The organism is Coleofasciculus sp. H7-1 (assembly GCF_057473865.1).
Window position 1 is genome coordinate 183,759 of record NZ_JBYCCT010000072.1, and the last position, 25,519, is coordinate 209,277.

General features: G+C 45.4%; 24 protein-coding genes and 1 tRNA gene. 19 read left to right on the forward strand and 6 right to left on the reverse strand.

Annotated features, from left to right (window positions below; genetic code table 11):
* The first annotated feature begins 119 nt into the window (after positions 1 to 119).
* The 6 genes from AC2VDX_RS21045 (at position 120) to AC2VDX_RS21070 (ending at position 8,914) form a co-directional block, all read left to right on the forward strand.
* A complete protein-coding gene (locus tag AC2VDX_RS21045) occupies positions 120 to 884 on the forward strand; it encodes a Uma2 family endonuclease (protein ID WP_378184547.1) in 765 nt (254 codons plus the stop codon).
* Positions 885 to 1,043: 159 nt separating this feature from the next.
* Positions 1,044 to 3,671, forward strand: a complete 2,628-nt coding sequence (gene clpB, locus AC2VDX_RS21050) for an ATP-dependent chaperone ClpB (RefSeq protein WP_378184548.1) — start codon at positions 1,044 to 1,046, stop codon at positions 3,669 to 3,671.
* Positions 3,672 to 3,916: 245 nt separating this feature from the next.
* A complete protein-coding gene (locus AC2VDX_RS21055) occupies positions 3,917 to 7,273 on the forward strand; it encodes an ATP-binding protein (RefSeq protein WP_378184549.1) in 3,357 nt (1,118 codons plus the stop codon).
* A gap of 113 nt (positions 7,274 to 7,386) precedes the next feature.
* Positions 7,387 to 7,749 (forward strand): hypothetical protein, encoded by a 363-nt coding sequence (locus AC2VDX_RS21060; RefSeq protein WP_378184550.1) that lies wholly within the window; start codon positions 7,387 to 7,389, stop codon positions 7,747 to 7,749.
* Positions 7,746 to 8,168 (forward strand): HNH endonuclease, encoded by a 423-nt coding sequence (locus AC2VDX_RS21065; RefSeq protein WP_378184551.1) that lies wholly within the window; start codon positions 7,746 to 7,748, stop codon positions 8,166 to 8,168. Before AC2VDX_RS21060 ends, AC2VDX_RS21065 begins: the two co-directional genes overlap by 4 nt.
* Before the next feature lie 158 nt (positions 8,169 to 8,326).
* Positions 8,327 to 8,914, forward strand: coding sequence for a Uma2 family endonuclease (locus AC2VDX_RS21070; RefSeq protein WP_378184552.1), 588 nt, complete (start codon positions 8,327 to 8,329; stop codon positions 8,912 to 8,914).
* An 85-nt stretch (positions 8,915 to 8,999) separates the two neighbouring features.
* On the opposite strand, the gene trhO is transcribed toward AC2VDX_RS21070, so the two are convergent.
* Positions 9,000 to 9,833 carry an oxygen-dependent tRNA uridine(34) hydroxylase TrhO gene (trhO, locus tag AC2VDX_RS21075; RefSeq protein WP_378184553.1) on the reverse strand — a complete coding sequence of 278 codons (834 nt, stop codon included), beginning with the start codon at positions 9,831 to 9,833 and terminating at the stop codon, positions 9,000 to 9,002.
* Between the two features lie 171 nt (positions 9,834 to 10,004).
* On the opposite strand from trhO, the gene AC2VDX_RS21080 reads away from it, so the two are divergent.
* Positions 10,005 to 10,077: transfer RNA gene (locus AC2VDX_RS21080), tRNA-Ala, on the forward strand.
* Between the two features lie 16 nt (positions 10,078 to 10,093).
* Here AC2VDX_RS21080 and AC2VDX_RS21085 read toward each other — a convergent pair.
* A complete protein-coding gene (locus AC2VDX_RS21085; protein ID WP_378184554.1) occupies positions 10,094 to 10,261 on the reverse strand; it encodes a hypothetical protein in 168 nt (55 codons plus the stop codon).
* A gap of 383 nt (positions 10,262 to 10,644) precedes the next feature.
* Between AC2VDX_RS21085 and AC2VDX_RS21090 the strand changes: the two genes are divergently transcribed.
* Complete coding sequence (locus AC2VDX_RS21090; protein WP_378184555.1) at positions 10,645 to 11,055, forward strand: hypothetical protein; 411 nt, start codon at positions 10,645 to 10,647, stop codon at positions 11,053 to 11,055.
* Positions 11,056 to 11,078: 23 nt separating this feature from the next.
* Here the strand turns inward: AC2VDX_RS21090 and AC2VDX_RS21095 are convergent, their stop codons facing one another.
* Positions 11,079 to 11,222, reverse strand: a complete 144-nt coding sequence (locus tag AC2VDX_RS21095; RefSeq protein WP_378184556.1) for a hypothetical protein — start codon at positions 11,220 to 11,222, stop codon at positions 11,079 to 11,081.
* A 101-nt stretch (positions 11,223 to 11,323) separates the two neighbouring features.
* Between AC2VDX_RS21095 and AC2VDX_RS21100 the strand changes: the two genes are divergently transcribed.
* Both AC2VDX_RS21100 and AC2VDX_RS21105 read left to right on the forward strand, forming a co-directional pair.
* Positions 11,324 to 12,082 carry an EcsC family protein gene (locus AC2VDX_RS21100; protein ID WP_378184557.1) on the forward strand — a complete coding sequence of 253 codons (759 nt, stop codon included), beginning with the start codon at positions 11,324 to 11,326 and terminating at the stop codon, positions 12,080 to 12,082.
* A gap of 412 nt (positions 12,083 to 12,494) precedes the next feature.
* Positions 12,495 to 13,229, forward strand: a complete 735-nt coding sequence (locus AC2VDX_RS21105; RefSeq protein WP_378184559.1) for a glutathione peroxidase — start codon at positions 12,495 to 12,497, stop codon at positions 13,227 to 13,229.
* Here AC2VDX_RS21105 and AC2VDX_RS21110 read toward each other — a convergent pair.
* Complete coding sequence (locus AC2VDX_RS21110; RefSeq protein ID WP_378184560.1) at positions 13,211 to 13,339, reverse strand: hypothetical protein; 129 nt, start codon at positions 13,337 to 13,339, stop codon at positions 13,211 to 13,213. The genes AC2VDX_RS21105 and AC2VDX_RS21110 overlap by 19 nt on opposite strands.
* 71 nt (positions 13,340 to 13,410) lie before the next feature.
* On the opposite strand from AC2VDX_RS21110, the gene AC2VDX_RS21115 reads away from it, so the two are divergent.
* From AC2VDX_RS21115 to AC2VDX_RS21125, 3 genes are all read left to right on the forward strand, one after another.
* Positions 13,411 to 14,553, forward strand: a complete 1,143-nt coding sequence (locus AC2VDX_RS21115; RefSeq protein ID WP_378184561.1) for a class I SAM-dependent methyltransferase — start codon at positions 13,411 to 13,413, stop codon at positions 14,551 to 14,553.
* Between the two features lie 224 nt (positions 14,554 to 14,777).
* The gene (locus tag AC2VDX_RS21120; RefSeq protein ID WP_378184562.1) at positions 14,778 to 15,062 is read left to right on the forward strand and encodes a hypothetical protein; all 285 of its coding nucleotides are present in this window, start codon (positions 14,778 to 14,780) and stop codon (positions 15,060 to 15,062) included.
* A 71-nt stretch (positions 15,063 to 15,133) separates the two neighbouring features.
* Positions 15,134 to 15,475, forward strand: coding sequence for a 7(1) septoil knot domain-containing protein (locus AC2VDX_RS21125; protein ID WP_378184673.1), 342 nt, complete (start codon positions 15,134 to 15,136; stop codon positions 15,473 to 15,475).
* A 198-nt stretch (positions 15,476 to 15,673) separates the two neighbouring features.
* Here the strand turns inward: AC2VDX_RS21125 and AC2VDX_RS21130 are convergent, their stop codons facing one another.
* Positions 15,674 to 16,300, reverse strand: coding sequence for a D-Ala-D-Ala carboxypeptidase family metallohydrolase (locus tag AC2VDX_RS21130; RefSeq protein ID WP_378184563.1), 627 nt, complete (start codon positions 16,298 to 16,300; stop codon positions 15,674 to 15,676).
* Between the two features lie 112 nt (positions 16,301 to 16,412).
* Complete coding sequence (locus AC2VDX_RS21135; RefSeq protein ID WP_378184564.1) at positions 16,413 to 17,852, reverse strand: B12-binding domain-containing radical SAM protein; 1,440 nt, start codon at positions 17,850 to 17,852, stop codon at positions 16,413 to 16,415.
* Between the two features lie 110 nt (positions 17,853 to 17,962).
* Here AC2VDX_RS21135 and AC2VDX_RS21140 point away from each other — a divergent pair, with 110 nt between their 5' ends.
* From AC2VDX_RS21140 to AC2VDX_RS21165, 6 genes are all read left to right on the forward strand, one after another.
* Positions 17,963 to 18,433, forward strand: coding sequence for an ABA4-like family protein (locus AC2VDX_RS21140; protein ID WP_378184565.1), 471 nt, complete (start codon positions 17,963 to 17,965; stop codon positions 18,431 to 18,433).
* 134 nt (positions 18,434 to 18,567) lie between these two features.
* Positions 18,568 to 19,254: an ROK family protein gene (locus AC2VDX_RS21145; RefSeq protein ID WP_378184566.1), complete on the forward strand. Its 687-nt coding sequence runs from the start codon at positions 18,568 to 18,570 to the stop codon at positions 19,252 to 19,254.
* Positions 19,255 to 19,332: 78 nt separating this feature from the next.
* Complete coding sequence (locus AC2VDX_RS21150) at positions 19,333 to 20,841, forward strand: TldD/PmbA family protein (RefSeq protein WP_378184567.1); 1,509 nt, start codon at positions 19,333 to 19,335, stop codon at positions 20,839 to 20,841.
* 123 nt (positions 20,842 to 20,964) lie between these two features.
* Positions 20,965 to 21,696 (forward strand): Uma2 family endonuclease, encoded by a 732-nt coding sequence (locus tag AC2VDX_RS21155; protein WP_378184568.1) that lies wholly within the window; start codon positions 20,965 to 20,967, stop codon positions 21,694 to 21,696.
* Between the two features lie 77 nt (positions 21,697 to 21,773).
* Positions 21,774 to 23,120 (forward strand): TldD/PmbA family protein, encoded by a 1,347-nt coding sequence (locus AC2VDX_RS21160; protein ID WP_378184569.1) that lies wholly within the window; start codon positions 21,774 to 21,776, stop codon positions 23,118 to 23,120.
* Between the two features lie 205 nt (positions 23,121 to 23,325).
* A complete protein-coding gene (locus AC2VDX_RS21165) occupies positions 23,326 to 24,975 on the forward strand; it encodes an alkaline phosphatase D family protein (RefSeq protein WP_378184570.1) in 1,650 nt (549 codons plus the stop codon).
* Positions 24,976 to 25,519 lie beyond the last annotated feature (544 nt).

Sequence of the window (25,519 nt, forward strand, 5' to 3'; positions counted from 1 at the left end):
ACTAACCGAAATGGTAAAAGTTCTCCAGTCTTAACGGGAATTTTTAACCAATAATCTGCTTGGCGCTGCTTGAATGGATAAAGTTGAGCTTAAATGTAGTAGATTTTTGAGATAATCTTATGACTTCTGCTGTTCCCAAGTCAGACTTAGGCTTAAGTTTACCCGACCACACCCAGCTGCCAGACTCTGATGGCACATTTGTGAAAAATTTCCAAGAACACCCTCAAAGTATTCTGCTGACTGACTCTCTGTTGCCCGTTTTGCAGCAACTTCATTCGGATGGACAATACTGCATTGGACAAGATGCCGGGATTTACTGGCGGCTTGCCGAACCACCAGAGCGAGGTGCGGAAGCACCAGATTGGTTTTATGTACCCAATGTTCCGCCAACGCTCAATGGTGAACTTCGGCGTTCTTATGTCTTGTGGCAAGAGTTCATTCCTCCGTCGATTGTATTAGAATTTGTTTCTGCCGATGGAACGGAAGAACGAGACACTACACCGATAACTGGCAAATTTTGGGTTTATGAAACGGTAATTCGTCCGGCATTTTACGGCATTTATGAAGTGAAAAAAGCCAGTGTTGAGGTGTATCATTTGATAGAAAATCGCTATGAACTCCTCAGTGCTAACGAGCGGGGACACTATCCAATTTCACTGCTAGGAGTAGAGTTGGGAATTTGGCAGGGTGAATATCAAAATGCTACGCTGCCTTGGTTGCGCTGGTGGGATCGAGAAGGAAATCTTTTGTTGACGGGTTACGAACGCGCCGAGCAAGAAAGCCAACGCGCCGAGCAAGAGCGCCAACGCGCCGAGCAAGAAAGCCAACGCGCCGAGCGATTAGCAGCACAGTTACGGGCGCTAGGAGTTGAACCGGAAGCCTAAAAAGGGACGGAGATACCTATCACAAAAGCCGTGAACACCGATCCCAGGAGTGTAGCCAGTCTACCTACAATGACTCATAGGGACAGCCATAAAAGAGATGAACTGCTAATTTCTGTATGTTATGGGTGTCTCTAGGGTTCATTAATTGAGTAACTCCTCATGCAACCAACTAACCCCAACCAATTTACAGAAAAAGCCTGGGAAGCCATCACTCGCACCCCAGATATTGTTAAATCTGCCCAGCAGCAACAAATTGAAAGCGAACACTTGATGAAATCACTGCTGGAGCAAGAAGGACTCGTCAGCAGTATTCTTAACAAAGCGGGTGTGAATGTGCCGCGAGTCAGAGAACGCACGGAAGATTTCATCAAGCGTCAGCCAAAAACTTCCGGTAGTAGCACCTCAGTTTATGTCGGACGCAGTTTGGATTCTCTGCTGGATCGGGCTGAAGCGTTTCGCAAAGAGTATGGAGACGACTTCATCTCCATCGAACACATGATGCTGGCTTATCCCAAAGATGAGCGCTTTGGGAAAGCGTTATTCCAAGAATTTAGACTGGATGAAGCCAAACTTAAAGATATCATCGCCCAAATTCGTGGGAGCCAAAAAGTGACTGACCAAAATCCAGAAGGCAAGTACGAATCGTTAGAAAAATACGGGCGCGACTTGACAGAATTCGCCCGTCAAGGGAAGTTAGATCCGGTAATTGGGCGCGATGATGAGATTCGCCGCACGATTCAGATTCTTTCGCGTCGCACCAAGAATAACCCCGTCCTGATTGGGGAACCGGGGGTGGGTAAAACGGCGATCGCTGAAGGTTTGGCACAGCGAATTGTCAGTGGGGATGTGCCGGAGTCGTTGCGCGATCGCAAACTCATCGCCTTAGATATGGGTGCGCTAATTGCTGGTGCCAAATATCGGGGTGAATTTGAAGAACGCTTGAAAGCTGTTCTCAAGGAAGTCACCGATTCTCAGGGCAGCATTATCATGTTCATTGATGAGATCCACACCGTTGTTGGTGCGGGTGCGACTCAAGGCGCGATGGATGCGGGTAACTTGCTCAAACCGATGTTGGCGCGGGGTGAATTGCGCTGTATCGGTGCGACAACCCTGGATGAATATCGCAAATACATCGAAAAAGATGCCGCGCTAGAACGTCGTTTCCAACAAGTTTATATCGATCAACCCAGCGTAGAAGATACGATTTCGATTCTGCGGGGATTGAAAGATCGCTACGAAACGCACCATAACGTGAAAATTTCTGACAGTGCGTTAGTGGCGGCAGCGACGCTATCTACTCGATATATTAGCGATCGCTTCCTCCCAGATAAAGCGATTGATTTAGTAGATGAAGCGGCGGCACGATTGAAGATGGAAAGTACCTCCAAACCAGAGGAACTCGACGAAATCGACCGCAAGATCCTCCAGTTGGAAATGGAACGGCTATCGCTGCAAAAAGAAAGCGATCCTGCTTCTAGAGAACGGTTACAAAGACTAGAAAAAGAACTTGCCGATCTCAAAGAAGAACAACGGACGCTCAATGCACAGTGGCAAGCTGAAAAAGATGTTCTCGAACGCCGCAAAACCCTGAAAGAAGAAATCGACCGGGTGAATGTGGAAATTCAACAAGCGGAACGAGAATACGATCTTAACCGAGCTGCTGAGCTAAAATTTGGCACGTTGACCGCGTTGCAACATCAGCTAGAACAGACAGAAGCCCAACTCGTTCAAACTCAAAAAAGTGGTAAGTCGCTTTTACGGGAAGAAGTCACCGAATCCGATATCGCTGAAATCATTTCCAAGTGGACTGGTATCCCCATCAGCAAACTCGTTGAATCGGAGAAAGAAAAACTTCTGCAATTGGAAGATGAACTGCACAAGCGCGTGATTGGGCAAGACGAAGCGGTGACAGCAGTTGCCGATGCCATCCAGCGGGCGCGTGCTGGTTTAGCCGATCCGAATCGCCCGACGGCTAGTTTTATTTTCCTCGGTCCCACGGGCGTCGGTAAGACAGAATTGGCAAAAGCCTTGGCGGCTTACCTGTTCGATACAGAAAACTCCTTGGTACGGATCGATATGTCCGAGTATATGGAGAAGCACAGCGTCTCTCGCTTGATTGGTGCGCCTCCCGGCTATGTCGGTTATGACGAAGGCGGACAGCTGACGGAATCCATCCGGCGTCGTCCCTACGCGGTGTTGCTGTTCGACGAAATCGAAAAAGCACACCCGGATGTGTTCAACATTATGCTGCAAATTCTTGATGATGGTCGCGTTACCGATTCTCACGGTCACACCGTAGACTTCAAGAACACGATCATTATCATGACTAGCAATATCGGATCGCAGTACATCCTAGATATTGCCAGCGATGAATCCCGCTACGAAGAAATGCGGAGTCGGGTGATGGATGCGATGCGGACGAGTTTCCGTCCGGAGTTCCTGAACCGGATCGACGAGATTATTATCTTCCACGGCTTGAACAAGCAGGAATTGCGGCAGATTGTCCAGTTGCAAGTCAAGCGACTCGAATCACGGTTGAGCGATCGCAAGATGTCTCTCAAACTTTCCGATGCTTCCCTTTACTTTTTAGCAGAAGTAGGATACGACCCCGTTTATGGAGCGCGTCCCTTGAAGCGTGCTATTCAGCGGGAATTGGAAACGCAAATCGCTAAAGGGATATTGCGAGGCGAATTCAACGACGGCGACACCATCTTTGTCGATGTGGAAAATGAGCGCCTTGCCTTCAAGCGCTTGCCAGTTGAGTTGCTAACCGCTCAATCTACCTAATTCCTCACCTCTGGGCAAATAAGTTTTAAGATTCCCCAGCTAAATCCTGAATTTAGCTGGGGAATCTTGTTTTTTTATTAAGGTTAACTGCTTGCTGCATTTAAAATAGGCAGAATCTATCCAAGGACAGATGAGCGGGTAGCTCTCGCAATTGCCGAAATTTTCTGGTTGTGAGGGTAAGAGATTTTGCTCACTCAACAATATCAATAGGTGCGTCGGTCATAAATTAATTAGCGATCGCCATTATGTTACCTAAATCTCTGACCCGTTCCGTTTCTAAAATTTCCGGTAAAGTCCCCCTCCGCCTGGTTCTTGTCGTCCCCTTCATCATCCAAATCTCAGCAACAGTGGGGCTTGTCGGCTATCTCTCATTTAGAAACGGACAAAAGGCAGTAAATGACTTAGCTTGGCAGTTGCGAAGCGAAATCAGCCAGCATATTCAGGAGAACGTGCGTACATATCTAGCTATTCCTCATCAAGTTAATCGGAGCAACGCTGCTGCTATTAGTCTTGGTCAATTGAACGTGCAAGATTATGCTGGATTAAAACGTCATTTCTGGCAACAAATCCAAATATTCGATAGCCTAACATTCGCTGGAATTGGCTTAGAGCAAAAGGACATTCTGGGAGTAGAACGGCTCGATAATGGCTTGCTAACAATTAGAACCTCGACTAAAGCGAATGGCTACGATTTTCGCACCTATTCTACAAATCAATTTGGCAAGAAACTAAAACTACTCAACAACAAAACTAACTTCGATCCCCGCACTCGTCCTTGGTATAAAGCTGCTGTAGCGGCTGGTAAACCAACTTGGAGTGACATTTATCCCAATACAGCAGGACTAACTTTATATCTGGGTGCATCTATGCCTTTCTATAATAAACAAGGCAAATTGCAGGGAGTATTGCTTACCAATATCAACCTATCAAAAATCGGCAGTTTTCTGCAAAGTCTAAAGATTGGTAAAACCGGACAAACTTTTATTATCGAACGATCGGGAATATTAGTGGCAACTTCAACCGGAGAACAGCCTTTTCAACGTATTCAAAAAGACTATGGAGCCGAACGAATTAAAGCTACAGATAGCCGTAATAATTTAACTAGAGCTACAGCACAGTATTTAGCCGCAAACTTTCAGGACAAAAACCTGATTCAACATTCACTGTCACTTGAATTTAAAATAGCAGGCAAGCGGGAATTTATAGAACTGCTGCCACTAGAAGATGATAAAGGTTTGGACTGGTTAATTGTAGTAGTAATTCCAGAGTCAGATTTTATTGAGCAAATCAACGCTAACACTCGCAGCACTGTTTTACTATGTCTAACCGCCTTAGCGATCGCCACCGGAGTAGGCATTCTCACATCCCGTTGGATTACTCAGCCCATTCTACGGCTGAAGGATGCGGCTACTGCTCTATCAGAAGGACAGTTTGACCAAAGTATCAACCTGGAAAGAGCCGATGAACTCGGTGTTTTAGCTAAAGCTTTTAACAGCATGGCTCTTCAATTGCAAGAGTACTTTAGTACTTTAGAATCAAAAAATGCCGAATTGCAGCGATTAGATAAACTTAAAGACGAATTTTTAGCCAATACTTCCCACGAACTCCGCACTCCACTAAATGGCATTATCGGCATAGCTGAATCTTTAATTGATGGTGTTACGGGAAAATTACCAGAAAAAACTATTACTAATCTTGTCACAATTGCAGCCAGCGGTAGAAGACTATCTCATTTAGTCAATGATATTCTCGATTTTTCTCAGTTAAAACACAAAAATATTCAACTGCAAATCAAACCTGTAGGTATGAAAGAAGTTACTGATGTAGTTATCACTCTTTCTCGATCTATAGTTGGTAAAAAACTATTGCAGTTGATTAACGGAATCGGTTCTGATGTTCCCCTAGTAGATGCTGATGAAAATCGGGTGCAACAAATTCTTTATAACTTAATTGGTAATGCCATTAAATTTACAGATGCTGGTGTTGTAGAAGTATCAGCCAAAACTGTTAATTATCAACAAATAGAATACTTAGCAATTACTGTTGCCGATACTGGTATTGGTATTCCAGAAGATAAGTTAGATAGAATTTTTGAATCTTTTGAACAAGTAGATGGTTCTACTGCTAGGGTTTATGGCGGTACAGGTTTGGGTTTAGCCGTTACGAAACAATTGGTAGAATTACACGGCGGTAATATTTATGTCACTTCTATAGTTGGAGAAGGTTCTCAGGTTACTTTTACTTTGCCCATATCTCAGAACCAAATTGCTAGCAGTGAAGTATCGTCCATCAAAGCATATATTCAACCACAAGAGTTAGCCGATGAAACTATTATTGCCGAAGCGCTAGTAGCTAATGGTGGAGATTTCAAAATCTTAATTGTTGATGATGAGCAAATTAATATTCAGGTACTTCTTAACAATCTTTATTTGCAAAATTTTTCTGTTACTCAAGCTACCAATGGCGCAGAAGCTTTGGCAATTATAGAGAATGGTTTCCAGCCCGATATAATTTTACTCGATGTGATGATGCCCCGGATGACGGGATATGAAGTATGTCAAAAGATTCGTCAAAAATTTTTAGCTAGTGAATTACCTATAGTAATGCTAACAGCAAAAAATCAAATTTCCGACTTAGTAGAAGGATTTACTTCAGGTGCCAATGATTATTTAACTAAACCCTTTTCTAAACATGAGTTGTTGGCACGAATTAAGACGCATATTCGCTTAGCAAAGATTAATGTTGCTAATGGTAGATTTGTGCCTCATGAGTTTCTGCGCTTTCTGGGACACGAGAGTATTGTTGATGTTAAATTGGGCGACCAAGTTCAGAAAAATATGACAATTCTTTTTTCTGATATTCGCTCTTTCACAACTTTATCAGAAGCAATGTCTCCCCATGAAAACTTCAATTTTATCAACGATTACTTGAGTAGAGTCAGTCCAGCAATCCGTGCCAACAATGGTTTTATTGATAAATATATTGGAGATGCAGTCATGGCACTATTTCCTCAATCAGCAGATGATGCTGTAAAAAGTGCTATTGAAATGCAAAAACAAGTTAATTTATATAACGAGTATCGACAACAGAAAGGTGATATTCCTATTGCTATTGGCATTGGTTTACATACTGGTAGTTTAATGCTGGGAACTGTTGGCGAACCAGAGAGAATGCAAGGTACAGTAATTTCTGATGCAGTTAATTTAGCCTCCCGCTTGGAAGGATTAACAAAGCTTTATGGTGCGGATATTGTAATTAGCGAACAAACTCTATCTAGTTTGAATCATGAAGAACAGTACAGCTATAGATTTTTGGATAGAGTTATGGTGCAGGGAAAAAAAATAGCAGTGGCAGTATTTGAAGTGTATGATGGAACAGAGCTACTTCAACAGTTAAAGACACAAACTAGAACTAGCTTTGAAGAAGCTGTCAAGCTTTATTATCAGCAACAATTCGCTCAAGCACAATACATATTTCAGGAAGTTCTACAAATAAATGCTGGAGATAAAGCAGCTAGGCTTTATATCTCGCGCTGCGAACTATATCAAAAATCTGGAGTGCCAGAGGGATGGTCAGGGGCGGAAGCAATTAACGACAAGTAATACTCTGCTTTATACCTACTTCATAAAAACTACGATCGCTGTTTATCTATCTCTCCACTGTATGGGAGTACTCACGGTTGTTATAGTTATTTCAAAACCTCAAAGAGGTCATAATGCAGATTACGCTCGATCTCCCCGAAGAATTGGTATTGCAACTGAGTTCGCTAGGAGACAAACTACCACAAATCTTGGAATTGGGACTGCGTGAGTTGAACGCAAGTTCTCAAACGGGTTTTGCAGGTGTAGCCGAAATATTGGAGTTTTTAGCAACGCTCCCCACACCCGAAGAAATTATTGCCCTGCGTCCCTCCGAAGCACTGCAAGCTCAGATTAGTAGTCTGCTAGAGAAGAACCGCACCCAAAGTCTAACGCTTGCTGAAGCAAAGAGTTGGGAACAGTATCAGTACCTTGAACACCTAATCCGGATGGCGAAGGCGAAAGCATACCTAAAACTCAAGAAATTGAGTCAAGGATGAGCAGCACGTACATCCCATCCACACTACGACGCCTCGTTTACGATCGTGCTAAAGGATGCTGCGAATATTGCTGGATTTCGGATGCTACTGCATTCGCTCCTCACGAAATAGACCATATCATTGCCGAAAAGCATGGCGGATTAACCGAAGCTGATAACTTGGCGCTCTCATGTGTGCTTTGCAACAAGCATAAGGGGAGCGATATAGCATCGATCGATTTAGAGACGGGCGAAGTCGTTCCACTTTACAATCCTCGTCGAGATAGCTGGCATGAGCATTTTCGACTAAGTGATGCTGAGTTTATCCCCCTAACACCCAAAGGTCGCGTGACGGTTCGCCTAGTACAACTCAACCGCTCTGACAGAATTGAAGAGCGTAAGCTTCTCATAGAAGCTGAGATGTTCAACTTGCCTGACTAGAGCAGGTATTCGGTTGTAGTGAGCATCAGCGATCGCATCTTCCCTCTGCAACGATAAGCGCGATCGCTGTTTATCTATCTCTTCTCAGTGTATGGGAGCGATCGCTTCCATACAGACTAGGATAGGGTTAACAGACTTAGCACTCCAGGGATAGCAGCATGACGACGGCGGCATCCAAAGCGATCGGTTTAGAGGAATTCCTGAAACTTCCCGAAACTGAGCCAGCAAGCGAATTCATTGGCGGAGAGATTATCCAAAAGCCGATGCCGAAAGGAAGACACAGCCGCTTGCAGGGTAAGCTTTGCGCTACGATCAATGAGGTTACAGAGGAACAGAAGATTGCTTATGCTTTTCCTGAGTTGCGGTGTACCTTTGGAGGTCGATCAACTGTTCCTGATGTAGCGGTGTTTCAGTGGCAGCGTATCCCCTTTACTGTGGATGGGGAAGTGCCTGATAATTTTGAACGGCATCCAGATTGGACGATTGAGATTCTCTCTCCTGAGCAGAAGCCCAATCAGGTAATTGGCAACATCCTTCACTGTTTGCGCCACGGATGTCAATTGGGATGGTTCATCGATCCCGACGATCACAGCATACTGGTATTCCTCCCAAACCAGCCGCCAGAACTCTTGCAAGGAAGCGTTAGCGAAGCGCTTCTGAAGGAAGTTCGCTTGCCACTGTTAGAAGGAATTGAATTAGCGCTAACAGTGGCTCAGGTCTTTGCATGGCTCAAGATGGAAAGCTAGCTTTTAATATTGGCTAAGGAAATGCGATCGCATATCCCTAGAATCTGCCCAAATTAATTTATCACCACTTCGCTTACTGTCCTACTTATTTATCCTCAGTAAAGCGATCGCTACAATAGGGACAGAAAATGCCTTCCTGATAATCAGGCGAAGTTTTATCCGCTTCGGAGATAGGATGACCGCAACTGGGACACATTTCATGAGTTCCTATCTCCAAACCCTCGCGTACAGCAACACGTTGATCGAAGACAAAGCATTCTCCTTGCCAGAGACTGTCTTCTGGGGGAACTTCCTCTAAATACTTGAGAATGCCGCCTTTGAGGTGATAAACCTCTTGGAACCCTTGAGCCATCATAAATGATGTCGCTTTTTCACAGCGAATGCCGCCAGTGCAGAATAAAGCAACCTTTTTATGTTTGCTGGGATCGAGGTTGTTGTGAACATAGTCGGGAAACTGTCGGAACGAGGCAGTTTGGGGATTTTGCGCTCGTTTAAAGGTGCCAATCGTCACCTCATAATCGTTGCGGGTGTCAATAATCGTCACTTCTGGATCGGAAATCAGCTGATTCCACTCCTGCGGACTGACATAAGTGCCGACGCGATCGCTCGGATCGATTTCGGGCAATCCTAAGGTAACAATTTCTTTCTTCAACCGCACCTTCATCCGGTCAAATGGTGGAGAATCGGCAGAAGATTCTTTATACTCTAAGTCTACTAGACGCGGGTCGGAGCGCAAAAACGATAAAACTGAGTCGATTGCTTGACGAGAACCCGCGATCGTCCCGTTAATGCCTTCTGCTGCCAAGAGAATTGTCCCTCTAATACCCTGTGCTTTGCAGTGCGACAATAACGGGTTTTGTTTCTGGGCAAAATCTGGCAACTTGACAAATTTATAGAAAGCTACAACAACTTGGGTCATTTCCCCACTCAACTGCAAGGAGTAAAAATGTTTTACTCTGGTTCATCACCTAACCTAACAGAGTAAGCTTCTGTGATGATATGCGTCTAAATATTTCTTCCTCTACCCCTTTTCTAATGGAACCATATGAGTTAATATAATAAAAGTGACTGAAGTTCCGACTTCAAGTCTGGGGGTTTAGCTCAGTTGGTAGAGCGCCTGCTTTGCAAGCAGGATGTCAGCGGTTCGAGTCCGCTAACCTCCATTTTTGATTCAGTAATTTAAGGCTTCTCAGTAACCTCGGAGAGAGAAAGCTGAGATGAATGCTTATCTAACACCTGCTTCCAATAGTTGCTGTAACTGTGAAAAGTAACGCCAGAAGCAAGAGCGATCGCCCTCATCAACCAAACGTTTCTGACATGGAAGACGCGATCGCCCTTGTTTCCCATCCAAATATGCTTGCTGCTATTCTATAATTTTAGGCGTGGAAGGGCGCGATCGCCCATTTCTATGAATGTTTGAAAACTTGTGGGCAAAAGCTCACCATGCCAAAAAACTGGCTATTTCTTCCAGGGGAGTTTAGTACCCATTTCAGTCAGCGCCGAGAAGATGAGATAGAAGACGAGTACGCCAACACCGACAAGAAAAAGAACGATATCGTTATCCATTCTGATAGCAGGGTAAATAGTAAGCACCGAATCAATAATCGCAAAAAAGGTAACTTTAAACATAACTGCTTTAAACTTTTCTTTTCACAGCTAACGTGTCCTGGTGTCACATTCATTCGGTTAACCCCATAGACTAAGAATAGCCATGCACAGCTATACCAGTCATGCCAGAAGTTCAACTGCCGAATATCGATCTCACGCAAGAAAAAGTTTGGAAACAGCTTGTCCTCAACCCACCTGTACTCTCAAGTAACACTTCTGCGTGGTCAGGTATTCACTTCGCTTATCATCGACAGTCCGCTCACGAACTTCCTGAATGTTGCTTTGCCCAGCATATTATCACCATCTGTGTCGGACAATTTGAAATAAGACTAAAAAGAGATGGACACTGGCAGAGTGAGTGCTATACAGATGGTGATGTTGGCATTTTTCCTGCCAATCAATCAGATTTAATCGCTCAATGCGATCGCAAAGCTGAGTTTATTAATCTTTATCTTGAACCCACAGTTACACTCTGGCTGGGAATTGGTGCTACTTTACCGATTGACAAATTTCTGACTTTGGGTTTGTTTTAAAGTAGCCGAAGAGTGGCATTTATTTAGAAGCGATCGCATCCTGCACCAAAAGTTTCTGGCAGGGAAATAGCGATCGCATATTGATCTAAACTTCCAAAGACTGGTGTCTGTAAAAAAAGCTGATCGATGAGACTGGGTGCTGAACCTAAGACTTTTAGAAGATTCAATCACTATCAGAGGATAGAGGCTACTGAGTCTTTGCTTTTTGTAAAGTAGGTTTCAGTTCAATCTAAAGTTTAAGTTTAAAGTTTAAAAGTCCCTAAAATCTATGGCAGCACCAGGCAAAGAAGGTTCAGGCACCGACCCAATGAGTGAAGCGATCGCTACAGCAATTCAGTTTGCTAAATTGGCTTCCGATGCATTGCAGTCTGCTGCTGAAAACGTTACCAGCACTACCACTGCCGTAGGAGAAACTGTTGGAGCTGCGGCTGTGCGATTCGTGGAGCAGGGAACGGAAAATGTGGGCAAAATCGTGGCCCCAATCGCTGAAAATCCAGTCGTCAAATTTGCTGCCAAGGTTCCAGGCATTAACTGGCTAACGACTGCATTGGGTCAAGTTGATGCCCAAAAAGCTCAGAATGAGGTAAACAAGCTACAACAGGAATACCCTCTAGAAAGCTCTGAGCAGCTTGCTCACCGAATTATTGTGGACACCTCCCTCAAAGGCGGAGGAATTGGATTACTCACTAACTTCGTGCCTCCTTTAGCGCTAACTCTGTTTGCGGTCGATGTGGCAGCAGTGACAGCGCTTCAAGCAGAGATGATCTATCGCATCGCTGCTGCATACGGATTTTCGTTAAAAGATCCCACTCGACGAGGCGAAGTCCTGGCAATTTTCGGTTTGTCTGTAGGCGGTTCTGGAGTCCTGAAAGTTGGACTAGGCTTTATAGAACTCTTGCCTATAATCGGTGCTGTCGTTGGAGCGTCGAATAACGCTGCATTGCTTTACTCGCTGGGATCTGTCGCCTGTCGATTCTATGAAGCTAAAAGAAAGTTCAATGCTCAAGCTGAGGGGAATGGCTTCTAAAAGAGCATCTCATTTTACCATAAGAATCTGAAAATCACACTCAGCAGTGACTGTCGCTGGCGCAATTCCATCACACCCAATAAGCCGGGAGCTGCAAAGATTTCCCCTGGTGGTAAGGTACGGAGAATGGTTTCCTTGCCTGTTATTGCCGTTTTAACGGTTTTAGGACTTACACACTGAAAGCTTGAACCCTAGATCCCCCCTAACCCCCCTTAAAAAGGGGGAATGCAAGGGGGATCTCTGCCTAAGTCCTAGACTTGTAAGGAGCCGCTAACCCCGCGATGAGAGCGATCGCTAACGCTAGAAAAAAAGCGAGTTAAAGGGAGTCTTTGCCTTGACAAAATGTAGTCATAATGAGTACGGTTAATTTAACTTCACCGTTAAGATCATTTGTAGCCAAGGAGCTAAATTCATGTTTCCCAATCGAGAAGGACAAAAAGTTCCCAACGTCACCTTCCGTACTCGCCATGACAACCAGTGGGTGAATGTGACGACTAACGACTTGTTTGCTGGGAAGACAGTGGTTGTTTTCTCTCTACCGGGTGCTTTTACTCCGACGTGTTCATCAACTCATCTCCCTGGCTACAACGAGTTGGGTAAGGTCTTTCATGCAAATGGCGTAGATGACATTATCTGTATTTCCGTCAATGATGCCTTTGTGATGAATGAATGGGCTAAATCCCAAGAAGCAGAGAATCTAACTCTGATTCCCGATGGGAATGGTGAATTTAGCGAAGGTATGGGAATGCTGGTTGATAAAGCTGATTTAGGGTTTGGGAAGCGGTCATGGCGTTATTCCATGCTGGTGAAGGATGGCACCATTGAAAAGATGTTCATTGAGGCAGTCGTAGAAGGAGACCCCTTTGAGGTGTCTGATGCCCAGACAATGCTCAACTATATCAATCCTCAGGCAGCAAAGCCTCAAATCGTTTCCCTGTTTACGAAAGTAGGTTGTCCCTTCTGCGCTCGTGCGAAGGTGATGCTGAAGGAGCATGGGTTGGATTACGAAGAAATTGTCTTGGGCAAAGAGATTACCACTCGCTCTTTACGGGCTGTCACAGGCGCAACAACGGTTCCCCAAGTATTTATTGATGGCAACTTGATTGGGGGTTCTGAGACGCTAGAAGCTTACCTCAGTGCTAGATAGAAGGATGCAAAAAACAGCCAGTCACCTCCAGCGATCGCTCTGGTGAGAGTAACCTGATGTGAAAGCGATCGCTCCGGTGAGAGTAACCTGATGTGAAAGCGATCGCTCACCTACACTGAAAACCCCTGAAAGCTAACGATAACTTGTTAAAGTAAACAATAATGGGTTAGGAAATTAGGATATGGATAAACAATTCCAACACCGGATGCTGCCTCAAGCTACCCATGATGAGTTAGCACGCCAAAACTTTGTCAATAGCTTAAAAGGCTACCTGACCAGTCAGATCACCCCAGGAAATAAAGCAATTTACGAGAAGCGGCTTAAACCGCAGTTTGAGCAGGAGCATCAGCGATCGCCTCAAGATCGGCATGAAGTTCGCCGTCTGATGCAGGACGAACCCTATTACCGAATGTGGGGTGCATTGCGGCGTAACGCTCAAGAGATGATGTGGGATTCAGTCAACACGAGCGTCGATCGGCAACTTACCGATTTGATTGAGCAGGCGCGAGACAAGGATAGCCCTTTGGGTTCTTTAACCTTGAATGCAGATTTGAAAATACCCGCCTACCACACCGCAGTCGATATTCACTGTATGCCGGGTGGATACCACAGTGAATATACCGAAGATGATATCGCGGCGGGTGCCCTCTACGATCGCGGTGTTTACGTTTATGTAATGGGTCGTCTGGGGCCAATGAACGACGATATGGGTCAGTCTGTGGTTCACAATTACCTACAGCCGCAGCATCCCAACTTGCGCCCTCAGAAAATTCTCGACATCGGATGTTCGGTTGGTCACAGCACGCTTCCTTACGTGGATGCTTACCCTGAAGCAGAAGTTTATGCCATTGATGTAGCGGCACCGATGCTGCGGTACGCTCATGCCAGAGCAGAAGCTTTGGGTAAGCGGGTACACTTCTCGCAGCAGAATGGTGAGTGTACAGATTTCCCAGATGCGTCGTTCGATCTGATCGTCTCACATATTTTGTTGCACGAAGCGTCACCACCAGCGATCGCTAATATTCTGCGCGAATGCTATCGACTGTTAGCACCGGGTGGGTTAATGGTTCATCTGGAAGCTCCCCTTTATCAAAACATGGACTCCTACAGCGCATTCATGTTTGATTGGGAAACGCAAAACAACAACGAACCTTGGTGGAGTGCCATGCGCGATCTAGACTTGGTGGCGCTGACCAGCCAAGCTGGTTTTGAAGCAAATAAAATTACCCCAACTGTTGCTGCTATAGGTGGCTGGAAAGGCACATCCCAAGGAGGCGGTTTTGGCAGTCGGGGTAATTGGTTTCTCTTGGTTGCCAGTAAATAAGTCACGGGTCATTATTGATTAATCAGTAACGACCTACTAAAGACTCATCATTAGACCTTTGGTAAAAATTTCCAACTTTCCGATTTGATTGGGTAAGGGGGAAGGAAAAAATAATTACCTTTAACCTTTACCCGACCTCTGCAAAAAGTCTATTGCTGACATCTTTTACCCATTTCTAAATAACGACAAAATCAAAATAAAGTCATTCAAGATAATTTGTAGTAATGGCAAAAAAAGCTAAGGGAAAACGACCTATTTACTTTGAGAATCCCGAAAGCGACAAATTACTGGCAATGGTGCTGGCGCTAACCGGCGAAATCTCTGTCCTGCACGAACGTCTCGATACAGTTGAACGCTTGGCTCAAACAAAAGGTCTGATTTCTATTGAAGAAATTGAAAATTACCACCCAAATGAGCAGGTGGAACAAGAGAGAGAACAGTGGCGGCAAGCCTATCTCGATCGAATTCTACGGGTTGTTAAAGAGGAACTGGATACATTAACAGAATAATCAGAATATAAAAGTCACAAGTCCTGACTTTTATATTGAGCAGATTTTAACTTGTCCCTGGTATTTTGATGATGAAACGTTGGTTGAACTGGGTTGTATTTGGCACCAGCCTACTGGTAACGCTGCCGCTAGGAGCGATCGCTTCTGCTCAAAGTGTCATCAACAAAGCCACTTGCACCTACAATGGCAAGCCACTTTACGGCAAAGTAAAAATTGTCGAAAGCTTGCCAGATATCAAGGTAAAGATTGTCTCATCCTCCCCCGATTTAATCGTAGAACCCGTCACCGCTTTTCCCCAACGCTGCGGTCAATGGCAATTTGTCGAATCCTTCCCCGATCTTAAGGTGCAGATTGTCGATAAGTTTCCTGATATTCAGATCCAGTTTGTCAATAGCTTTCCCGGCGTTCGGTAAGGAACTAACGCAGTGTGCAACTTTTTGGATTTCTGCCTCCAATTCATCGAGGTATCTGACAAAATTGGCTTTACATTTTATCCCCCCAACCCCCCTTCACAAGGGGGGCTAAGAAAAAGTTGCACATGGCGTAAACTAGGAATTAAGATGCAAAATTAAAAATGAAGAATCCTCCATTTTTAATTTTTTAATTGTTCCCTAGCCCGGATATTGCGCTTGCCAGCGTCGCTGGGGACCCATATCTAGATGAAGCATATAGGGCACATACATATAGGTCGCTAAACCGCCTTCCCACCAATCCAGCATCTTTGCTAGCTGTCGCCCGGTATAGCCCTCCACCCTGAAATCAATAGCACCGCCCGTCATCGGCTGATTTTTAGACGCTCCATGAACCTTAGCCCCAAAAGGTTTGTGATGATACCAACTGGTGATCAGGAAAGGCTTGCCAATCTGGTCTCTGGCAACTTGTAGCTGCTTGGCGAGGGAGATAATATTCTCCACGACTTCTGGATTTTCGGGGAGATGGCGATCGCCATTAGGAATCGCTTCTGCCCACGTCAAGTCACCACCTGCGACGATCGGATCGCTCAGATGAATTTCTGCTGAATAGGTTGCCAGAGCCAACGGTTGGCTACTTTTGAGTGTCAGTTTCTCCATCGCCTCCGAGTGAATATCGGGGCTGGGGCCATTTAATAAAGCTTGGTGAAACTGCTCTAAATGCTCTGGGTGATTATCTTTGAACCATTGCTCAAGCTCATCAATCGCTTGATTTTGATGCTCTAAATTCTGATAAAACTTAAAGGCATTTCTTAGTTTGAACTCCATATCGGTCGATCCCTCCAGCGGGCAATTCCCTAAATACCAGCCTACCGCGCGATCGCACCAGTATTTCGAGTAGGGGCGGGGAAACCCCACCCTAGAAGATTACTAGAGACTTTTATGAAACTGGCATCTGCTCTTTTAGAACTGCTGCCTCCTCCTTAAGGGGTAACTTTTCTCGTGGTTGAAAGGATGGATGAGCGCCAAAACTGGTCAAAACACTTTCCAAAGTTGGCAGGCATTGAGTCACCTTTTTCGCCCGAATAATCGCGTCCCAAACTGGCTCCAACTTCTTCCACGCCCCAGCATAGACCAAATGCCGCATCCGGTCAGACCAACGATCCTTAGCCCAAGCACCTTGGAAAATATTACTCCAACGATAAAAATCTCGATACGCTTGCCAGTAGCCAGCCTCCAGCACCTCCGGCGTCATCTTTGTTGGCTTGTAGACAACGTGACGAGTATCGTATAAATCCCAATTAGAATCAGTAATCCGTCCCTGCGCTGCCATCCGTTTGTACAAAGCAGTATCCGGATAAGGCGTCAAAATGTGAAACGTGGCAGTTTCCAGTCCCTGCTGCACCGCCCATTCAACCGTGCGCTCAAACACGGTTTCATCATCGTCATCCATGCCAAAAACGAAGCTAGCATTTACCATCACGCCCAAATCCCGCAGACGGCGAATGGCAGCATTGTAATCTCGATTCAGATTTTGATATTTATGCTGTTCTCTGAGATTTGTCGGGTTGAGGGTTTCAAAGCCAACAAACAAACTGCGTAAGCCACATTCGACGGCTTTTTCCAACAATCCCGGCTGCAAGATAGATTGTACCGTTGTCGCTGCTTGCCACACGCGCCCCATTCCCTTCATCCCTTCAAACAACGCGGCGGCAAATTCAGAGTTGCCAAAGAGATGATCGTCGAGAAAATAAAGATGATGCCCCGGTAGTCGCTCAATTTCAGCCAATGCGTCATCTACAGGTTGCGTGTAGAAAGATTTGCCGCCTTTAAAGAAAGCTTCTTTGTAGCAAAAATCGCAGGTGTGAGGACAACCCCGCGAAACGACAATGGAGTTAGGAATTAGGTAGAGATCGCGCTTAATTAAGTCGCGGCGAATGGGAGGAACGCCGAGGAGCGATCGCAGCTTCGACTGATACACTTTACCAGGATTCCCCGCCCGAAAATCCTGAAGAAATTCAGGCCATGTATCTTCACCAGGGCCAAGGAAAATTGTATCCGCATGAGTCGCAGCTTCTTCTGGAAGTGAGGTAACGTGCAATCCACCCAGACAAATGTATGCACCCTTTTTACGGTAATGGTCGGCTAGTTCGTAAGCTCGGTAAGCTGAGGTGATATAAACCTGAATCACCACCAAATCTGGCTCATCATCTAAATCCAGCCGCTCAACGTGTTCGTCTTGCAGGATAATTTCATCATCTTCGCTGAAAAAACTGGCAATCGTCGCTAATCCCAGCGGCGGAAACAGCGAATATTTAATCGGTCGCCAGTGGGGGCTGAGCGCTTCAGTCAAAGCCGGTAAAATCATTTTAACTTTCATTCAGAAAGCTCCTGCAAGAATTGGGCAAGTTCTCTGGGCATCGATTCTAACCGGCAATCTGCTTTACAGTCGCTTACGATGACGATAGTCTGGTTAATTCTTCATAATCTATGACAATTGCTCAACTATTCAATGGCGCTAATCTGTTTGTTCTGCCTTTCTGGGCGCTAATGATTTTGCTACCCAACTGGGGCGTGACGAAGCGGGTGATGGAATCTTATCTCCCCTTTGTGGCTTTAGCAGGTTTATACGTGTATTGGTTTTTTACATCAATTACACCGGAATCTGCTCAAGCGATGTCCAATCCTCAGCTAGCTGATATTGCTCGATTCTTTGCAGACGAAAAAGCAGCTGCTATCGGGTGGGTTCATTTTCTGGTAATGGATTTGTTCGTAGGTCGCTATATTTACTGGGAAGGGCAGCGTACTGGTGTCTGGACAATCCACTCGCTGGTGCTGTGCTTATTTGCAGGGCCAATGGGACTGTTGTCTCATATTTTGACGACCTGGGTGACAAATAAATTTTTCTCCCCAACTGGAACCAATTCTGCAACTGCCTCGACTCCAACTTCACAGGCGTAAGAGAATTTTGGATTTTCGATTTTGGATGAGCGTCTAGCGATAAAAAAACCCTAGTTTCAACCTTGTCACAAATCGAAAATCGTCTATCTAAAATTCACAATCGAGTCACCATCAAGCTTGAGAGATATAGATGTATGCGTACCCTAGCTGTTGACATTGGCGGCAGTGGCATCAAGGTGATAGTCTTAGACGAAGCTGGAGAACCACTGACCGAACGCAGCCGAGTAGAAACCCCAGCCCCTGCCAAACCGGAGCCAGTGATTGATGCGATCGCGAATCTTGCTGCCGGACAAGGCGAATTTGACCGCTTATCCGTTGGTTTTCCGGGTGTAGTGCGCGATGGTGTGACGAAAACGGCGGTAAATCTAACTCCAGAGTGGATTGGATTCGCTCTGGCAACAGAGCTTCGCGATCGCTTGGGCAAGCCGGTGCGGGTGGCAAATGATGCCGATATTCAGGGGATGGGGGCGATTTCCGGGAAGGGTGTTGAGTTGGTAATTACCCTGGGCACCGGCTTTGGTTCCGCCTTGTTTGTAGACGGGACACTGGTACCCAATCTGGAATTGGGTCATCATCAGTTTCGCAAAGGGGAAACCTATGAAGAGCAGATGGGGCGTGCTGCTTTGGATAAAGTCGGTAAGGAAAAATGGAATAATCGTCTAGAAAAAGCGATCGCGTCTCTTCAAAGTTTGTTTAATTACGATTCTCTTTATATCGGCGGCGGCGAAGCGAAAAAGATAACGTTTGAGTTACCGCCAAATACTAAAATTGTGTCCAATGTGACAGGTTTATTGGGTGGGATTGCTTTATGGCGGGATTAGAATGAATTAAAATGTAAAATTAAAAAACAGTCTTTTTGCAATTAATTTTACGTTTTTAATTGTTAAGTGGAGATCCCTATGGTACAAGCTCCTGCACCCATTTCTGAGGTTAAAAACCCAGGCTATACGACTGAATTGAGCGAACTAGCTATCGACCTGATTCGGAAAGCCGGGTGCGAGTACGGAGATGTCCGATTCTGCACCTACCGAACTCAGAATCTGTATGCACGCGATCGCTCCCTCAGCAATTTGTCAGACAATGTAAGTTCTGGTTTTGGGGTGCGGGTGCTGCTAGATGGCGCTTGGGGTTTCGCTGCCAGCCACAATAAAAGCCCCGCAGAAGTTGCCAGAATCGTTGCCTTAGCGGTAGATATCGCCAAAGCTAGTCGCCTGTCCCAACAAACGCGGGTGCAGTTAGTTCCCGTTGCAGCGCACCGCGATACTTACATCACTCCGATCCAGATTGACCCGTTCAACGTGCCTATCGCTGAAAAGGCAGAACTGCTGCTGAATTTGAACGAACAGTTGTTGAGTTATAGCGATCGCGGCATTAAAAAAGCCTATTCTTATCTCAGCTTCAGCCGTGAAGACAAAACCTTCGCTTCCACAGAAGGTTCTCTCATCCAGCAGACAATTTATCGCAGCTATCCGGGATTTGGCTGCACAGCGATTGCCAATGGCGATGCTCAAAGCCGCAGCTACGAACGCCCACCCTTGAACATCGGTTACGAGCATATCGATAAATCAGATATCCTCAGCCAAATCGATCGGGTTGCCGAAGAAGCGATTGAGAAAGTTCACGCGCCTGTTGGTCCTTCGGGGATTCGTTCCACTTTAATTCTCAAGCCGACTAACTTGTTTTTGACAATTCACGAATCAGTCGGACATCCTACAGAATTAGATCGCGTGTACGGCTACGAATCCAACTTTGCAGGCACCAGCTTTGCCACGACTGATAAATTGGGCAAACTGCAATATGCCGCGCCTTGGGTAAATTTTAAATGTGATCGCACTCAACCGGGAGGACGCAGTACCGCAGGCTACGACGATGAAGGAGTTGCTTCACAAGATTGGTATGTTGTTAAGGATGGCATTTTAGTAGACTATCTCACAGACCGGGAAACTGCCCATCGACTCGGACGCCCCAGCAGTAACGGTTGCGCCTATGCTGATAGCTGGTCAAGCGTGCCGATGGTTCGCATTCCTAATTTAGGGCTAGAACCAGGGCAAGAGGGAGGCAGCCACACCGCCACTTTAGCCGAGATGATTGCTGACACCGAAGACGGGATTTTAATCGACGGAATTGGCAGTTTCTCCATCGATCAACAGCGTCGCAATTTCCAATTTGGCGGCGATGCTTTCTGGAAAGTAGAGAAAGGCAAAGTGGTAGGAATGCTCAAAAATGTCACCTATCAATCCATGACAACTGACTTCTGGAATAGCGTGGATGCAGTTGGCTCAGCCTCAGAATGGATGCAGTGCGGTGCTAACAACTGCGGCAAAGGTGAGCCTATCCAAATTGCCCAAATGACCCACGCCTGCGTACCCGTGCGAGTGCGAAATATTCAGATTGGCAGCTCCTCGTGATTTGTATCGTTTTCCCGATTATCTGCAACAGATCCCTCAACAGTAGAGACTTTTCATGCAACGTCTCTACGATCCGCTAGAGGGAAATCGAATATTTAGCATCAAATAATTGGTGTAACTATCATGTCTCTGACTCAAGACTTAGAAATCTTAGAAGATTCACAGGAAGAAGATGTTATATTTCCTCCTGGTGATTTATACAGTGACGAACCCCCTTTGGAAACCGAACTGCACCTGCGGCAAATAATGCTGCTGATTCAATGTCTAGAATTGTGGTGGCAAAACCGTCAGGATTTTTATGCCTGCGGTAATCTTACTGTCTACTACAGCCCACGTCAGCGCAAATCTGAACTGTTCCGAGGACCTGATTTCTTTGTGGTATTGGGAACTGAACGCAAACCGCGCAGAAGTTGGGTAGTTTGGCAAGAAGACGGCAAGTATCCCAATGTAATTGTGGAGATTCTGTCTCGCAAAACAGCCAAAACTGACCGAGGTTTGAAAAAGCAAATTTACCAGGATACCTTCCGCACTCCCGACTATTTTTGGTTTGACCCGGAAAGCCTGGAATTTAAGGGATTTCATTTATTAGATGGTTGCTACCAGGAACTTCAACCCAATTCTGATGGCTGGTTATGGAGCCAGCAACTAGAGCTATATTTGGGTGTTCGCGAATCAAAGCTGCGTTTCTTTACACTTGAGAGCCAGTTAATCCCAACCCCGGAGGAACTAGCACAGCAGGAGCGACAGCAGAAGGAACAAGCTGAGCAACAGCGCCAACAAGCTGAGCAACAAGTGGCAGAAATGGAGTTGTTGTTGGCTCGTTATCGGGAACGCTTTGGAGAATTGTCAGAGTAAACCAATGAGAGCGTAGTTTCAAGCATGGCGATCGCATCCATCCTATACTCAACTGTTCCACAAATCTCAGGATTATCGTGACCCTAGCAACAGCACCCAGTTTAATCAGTAAAGATCGGGCGATATCTCTGTTAGAAGAAGTTATTAAACAATCGGAAGCAGAGGATGTTTTTGTCAGTCTCAGCACTGGCGAAGCATCCCTCAGTCGTTTCTCAGAAAATCAGATTAGCCAAAATATTAGTAGCACTCAGTTTAAGCTCACCATCACCAGTTACTTCGGACGCAAGAGTGCCTCTAGTTCTACGACAGATTTAGATTCAGATGCGATCGCATCTGCCATCAAACGCTCGGAAGAACTCGCCCGCTTTGCCCCAGAAGATCCGGAGTGGGTGCCGTTGCTAGAACCTCAAGTTTACGAAGAGCGCACCCCAGCCTTTGATGAGGCAACGGCAACCCTTTCACCGCTAGCACGGGGCGAAATTATCCAGCGAGTCTGCGCGATGAGTGCGAAGGCGGGAGTGGATGGTTCGGGAACGCTGAGTACAGAGACGAACTTATATGCGATCGCTTCCTCACGGGGACTACGCGCCTGCAATCAAACTACAGAGGCAGATTTCAGCTTTACAGCTCGAATTGGGGATGGTTCCTCGTGGTGTAATCGCTCCGCTTGGGCGCTTGAACAGTTGCCAATTGAGGAATTAACCCAGCAGTTAATTGAGCGGGCAATCAAGTCGCGCCAACCCCGCGAGGTCAATCCTGGCACGTATCCAGTTGTCTTTGATGGAGCCGCTTTCGCCGCTTTGCTCCCTTGGCTCATCTGGAATCTGGATGCACGCGCGGCAGATGAAGGGCGATCGTTTATGTCTCGCACCGATGAGTCAGGCAAACCCGCTGGCAACCGCTTGGGTGAAGCCATGTTTAGCCCCATCGTGCAAGTGCAGCGAAATGCCGCTGATCCTTTGTTGCAGTTGGGCACTTTCTTTGGCGATGGGTTGAGCAATAACTACAAAGAAGTAATTCAGGACGGCATCCCCCAAACCCTTTCCTGCAGCCGCTACTGGGCGGCACAGCAGGGCAAAGAGCCGACGGGTGCAATGTATCCAATTGTGATGACTGGCTCAGATCAAAGTTTAGCTGACCTAATCGCCCAGACAGAGCGAGGAATTCTGGTGAGTCGGGCTTGGTACGTGCGCTATGTGAATCCTCGGTCATTAGTAGTAACGGGAATGAGTCGTGATGGCACGTTCTGGATTGAGAATGGTCAAATTGCTTACCCGATTAAAAACTTGCGCTTTAACCAGAGTTTGCCTGAAATGCTGCGGGATGTGGATGCTCTGAGTACAGTCCAACGCTATGGCAGCAGTGTTGTGCCTGGGGTGCGAGTGGGGGCGTTTAATTTTAGCAGCGTGACTGACAGCGTTTGATTCATGGGGGTTCTGGGCAGCAATTTAGAAGCCAGAACAAGGAGCGATAGGAATAACTCGAATCACAGGCGCGATCGCGCATTATATCGCGCCGATGATTCGGTTTCTTGTGTTTGTCGGCTAAATGTCGGCTAAACCATCAATAGCAACCGTTTCTAGTTAATATTGAAATTCGCAGACATTCTATCAAAGCCGAGTTTTCAATTTGACCTTATCACATCTAAATTTTTATGATCCCGAACAGCGTCCCTGGCCCAATCCCCGTCTCGATTGTGCCAGCATCATTGGGCATACTACCCCCACTAGCGTCCGTCTTTGGTTCCGGGCGTCTTCCCCTGGAGATTACTGGCTAGTATTTTCTCGCCATCAAATTCCTACCAACGGCACCCCGCAGATAATCAACGATGAAAAAGGACATTGGTTGCGATTAAGTTCTCCAAGTCTCTCCCAAGAAATTTACAGCGTTACTCTTGTCCCACTCCAACTCAATCAAGAGCATGACTTAACAGGTGTAGTAGACCTAAACAATCTCCAACCCGATACTCGCTATTATTACGCCCTATTTCACTTAAATCGAGAAAACCCCTGGGAACTGGGCAATGAACAAAAACTGTCATTTCAAACCTTTCCAGAACATCCCACAGAGGTAAATTTTGGGATGTACAGTTGCCATATGCCCTACGACGAGCATCAGCTCATCAATTTGGAAATGTGGGAAAAATTTAAGCAAGAATTATCTGATACAAATGCCCGTTTTCTGATAGGTGCTGGCGATCAAGTATATGTGGATGGAGAAGGAAATAAGGAATTAAATATCTGGAGCTGGTTAAAGAAAATTAAACATCAAAAACCTTCTAAAAACGACATGATTTCCTGGTATCGAGACATCTACCGGGGTTATTGGGGCATTCCCCAGGTGCAACAACTTTTTCAAAGTTTTCCCAGCTACATGATATGGGATGACCATGAAATTATGGATGGTTGGGGTTCTTATACACCGGATGAATTAGCAGCACAGCTAGATACTTCATGGCAGTTGCGAAATACTCAAGAACATTTGCGGCTGGCAAATCAAATGTTTCAAGCTGCTAAGCAAGTTTATCAAGAATACGAACATTCTCATAATCCTCCTACAGACGCTAGTATTGACCAATTTGACTATCATTTCAATTGTGGATTTTGTGGTTTTTATGTATTAGATATGAGGGGACATCATGATTACAATCGACAAGAGTTGCGTCTTTTAGGTGCCAAGCAGTGGAAACGCTTTGACAGTTGGCTCAATTCACAATATGATTCTGAATCCCGCATTTTATTTATTGTATCGCCAGTTCCAGTCGTTCACTTTAAGAGCTTTGCTGTCAATAATTTAGACATTCCCTATTGGAAGTACACCGATGATTTAAGAGACCATTGGGATCATAAATCTAATTGGGCAGAACGAGATCAACTATTAAAGAAGGTTTTTGAGTTTTCACAAAAAACCAAGAAGCCTGTAGTATTTTTGAGCGGAGATGTACACATGGGAGCTGCTTTCAAGTTATCCCACGAGCAATCTCCATCGGCTAAAGTGTTTCAGCTTACTTCTAGCGGTATCGCCTATGCATCTTTAAGCAAATTTGCTATGCGGACATTACAAAAATTAGTTATTAATGAAGATTTTATTGGAAATAATGAAAAGAAAATTCCCTACAAAATTCAAAATTTATATATATGTATTCAAAATAATTTTAGTCTAATTCATGTAAAACAACTAGCTGATGGTGAGTTATCTATTATTTTTGATTTGTTTAGTAGCGATCGGGAAAAGAAAACTTTTGATAGAAAACGCATTGAGTTGAATAAAGTTCTGTAGAATAGCGATTTGCTAAGAGTAACACCGTGATATAGCAATTCAAAATTATTTAGGAAAACCAAAAGAGTCAGGACTTACGCAAAGGTTATACATATAGCGTTTTTTCGGGTTCAATCCCCCTGTGGTTGCCCCTAGATGTGGTAATGTTACGTAAGTCCTGAGAGTGTTATTGAACCACAAAGACAAAAAGAACACAAAGGAAGAAAAAAAGGGGAACTGATTCGTGAAAAACCAACCCCAGAGAACATAAGGAGAATTTTACAACTCCTGCAAGGATTGCTATAGCATTTGTATTGGGTGCAAAAGTTCCCGACACCGACTGTAGAAGCGATAGATACTAAGAAATTTGTGGAATTATGTCGCCGTGCTGGCTAAGATTACCAGAGAATTCCGAAAGGTGTGCGGGTAATCCCACCTCAAAGTAATGGAAGATGGAGTTCCTTCCCTTGCAGGGGAGAGGCTATAAACTCCCCCATTCCAAGTCTGAAAGGGTGGAAGATAGGTTAGGTTGATTTTATCCGAGAAGTATTGCTTTTCGATATCA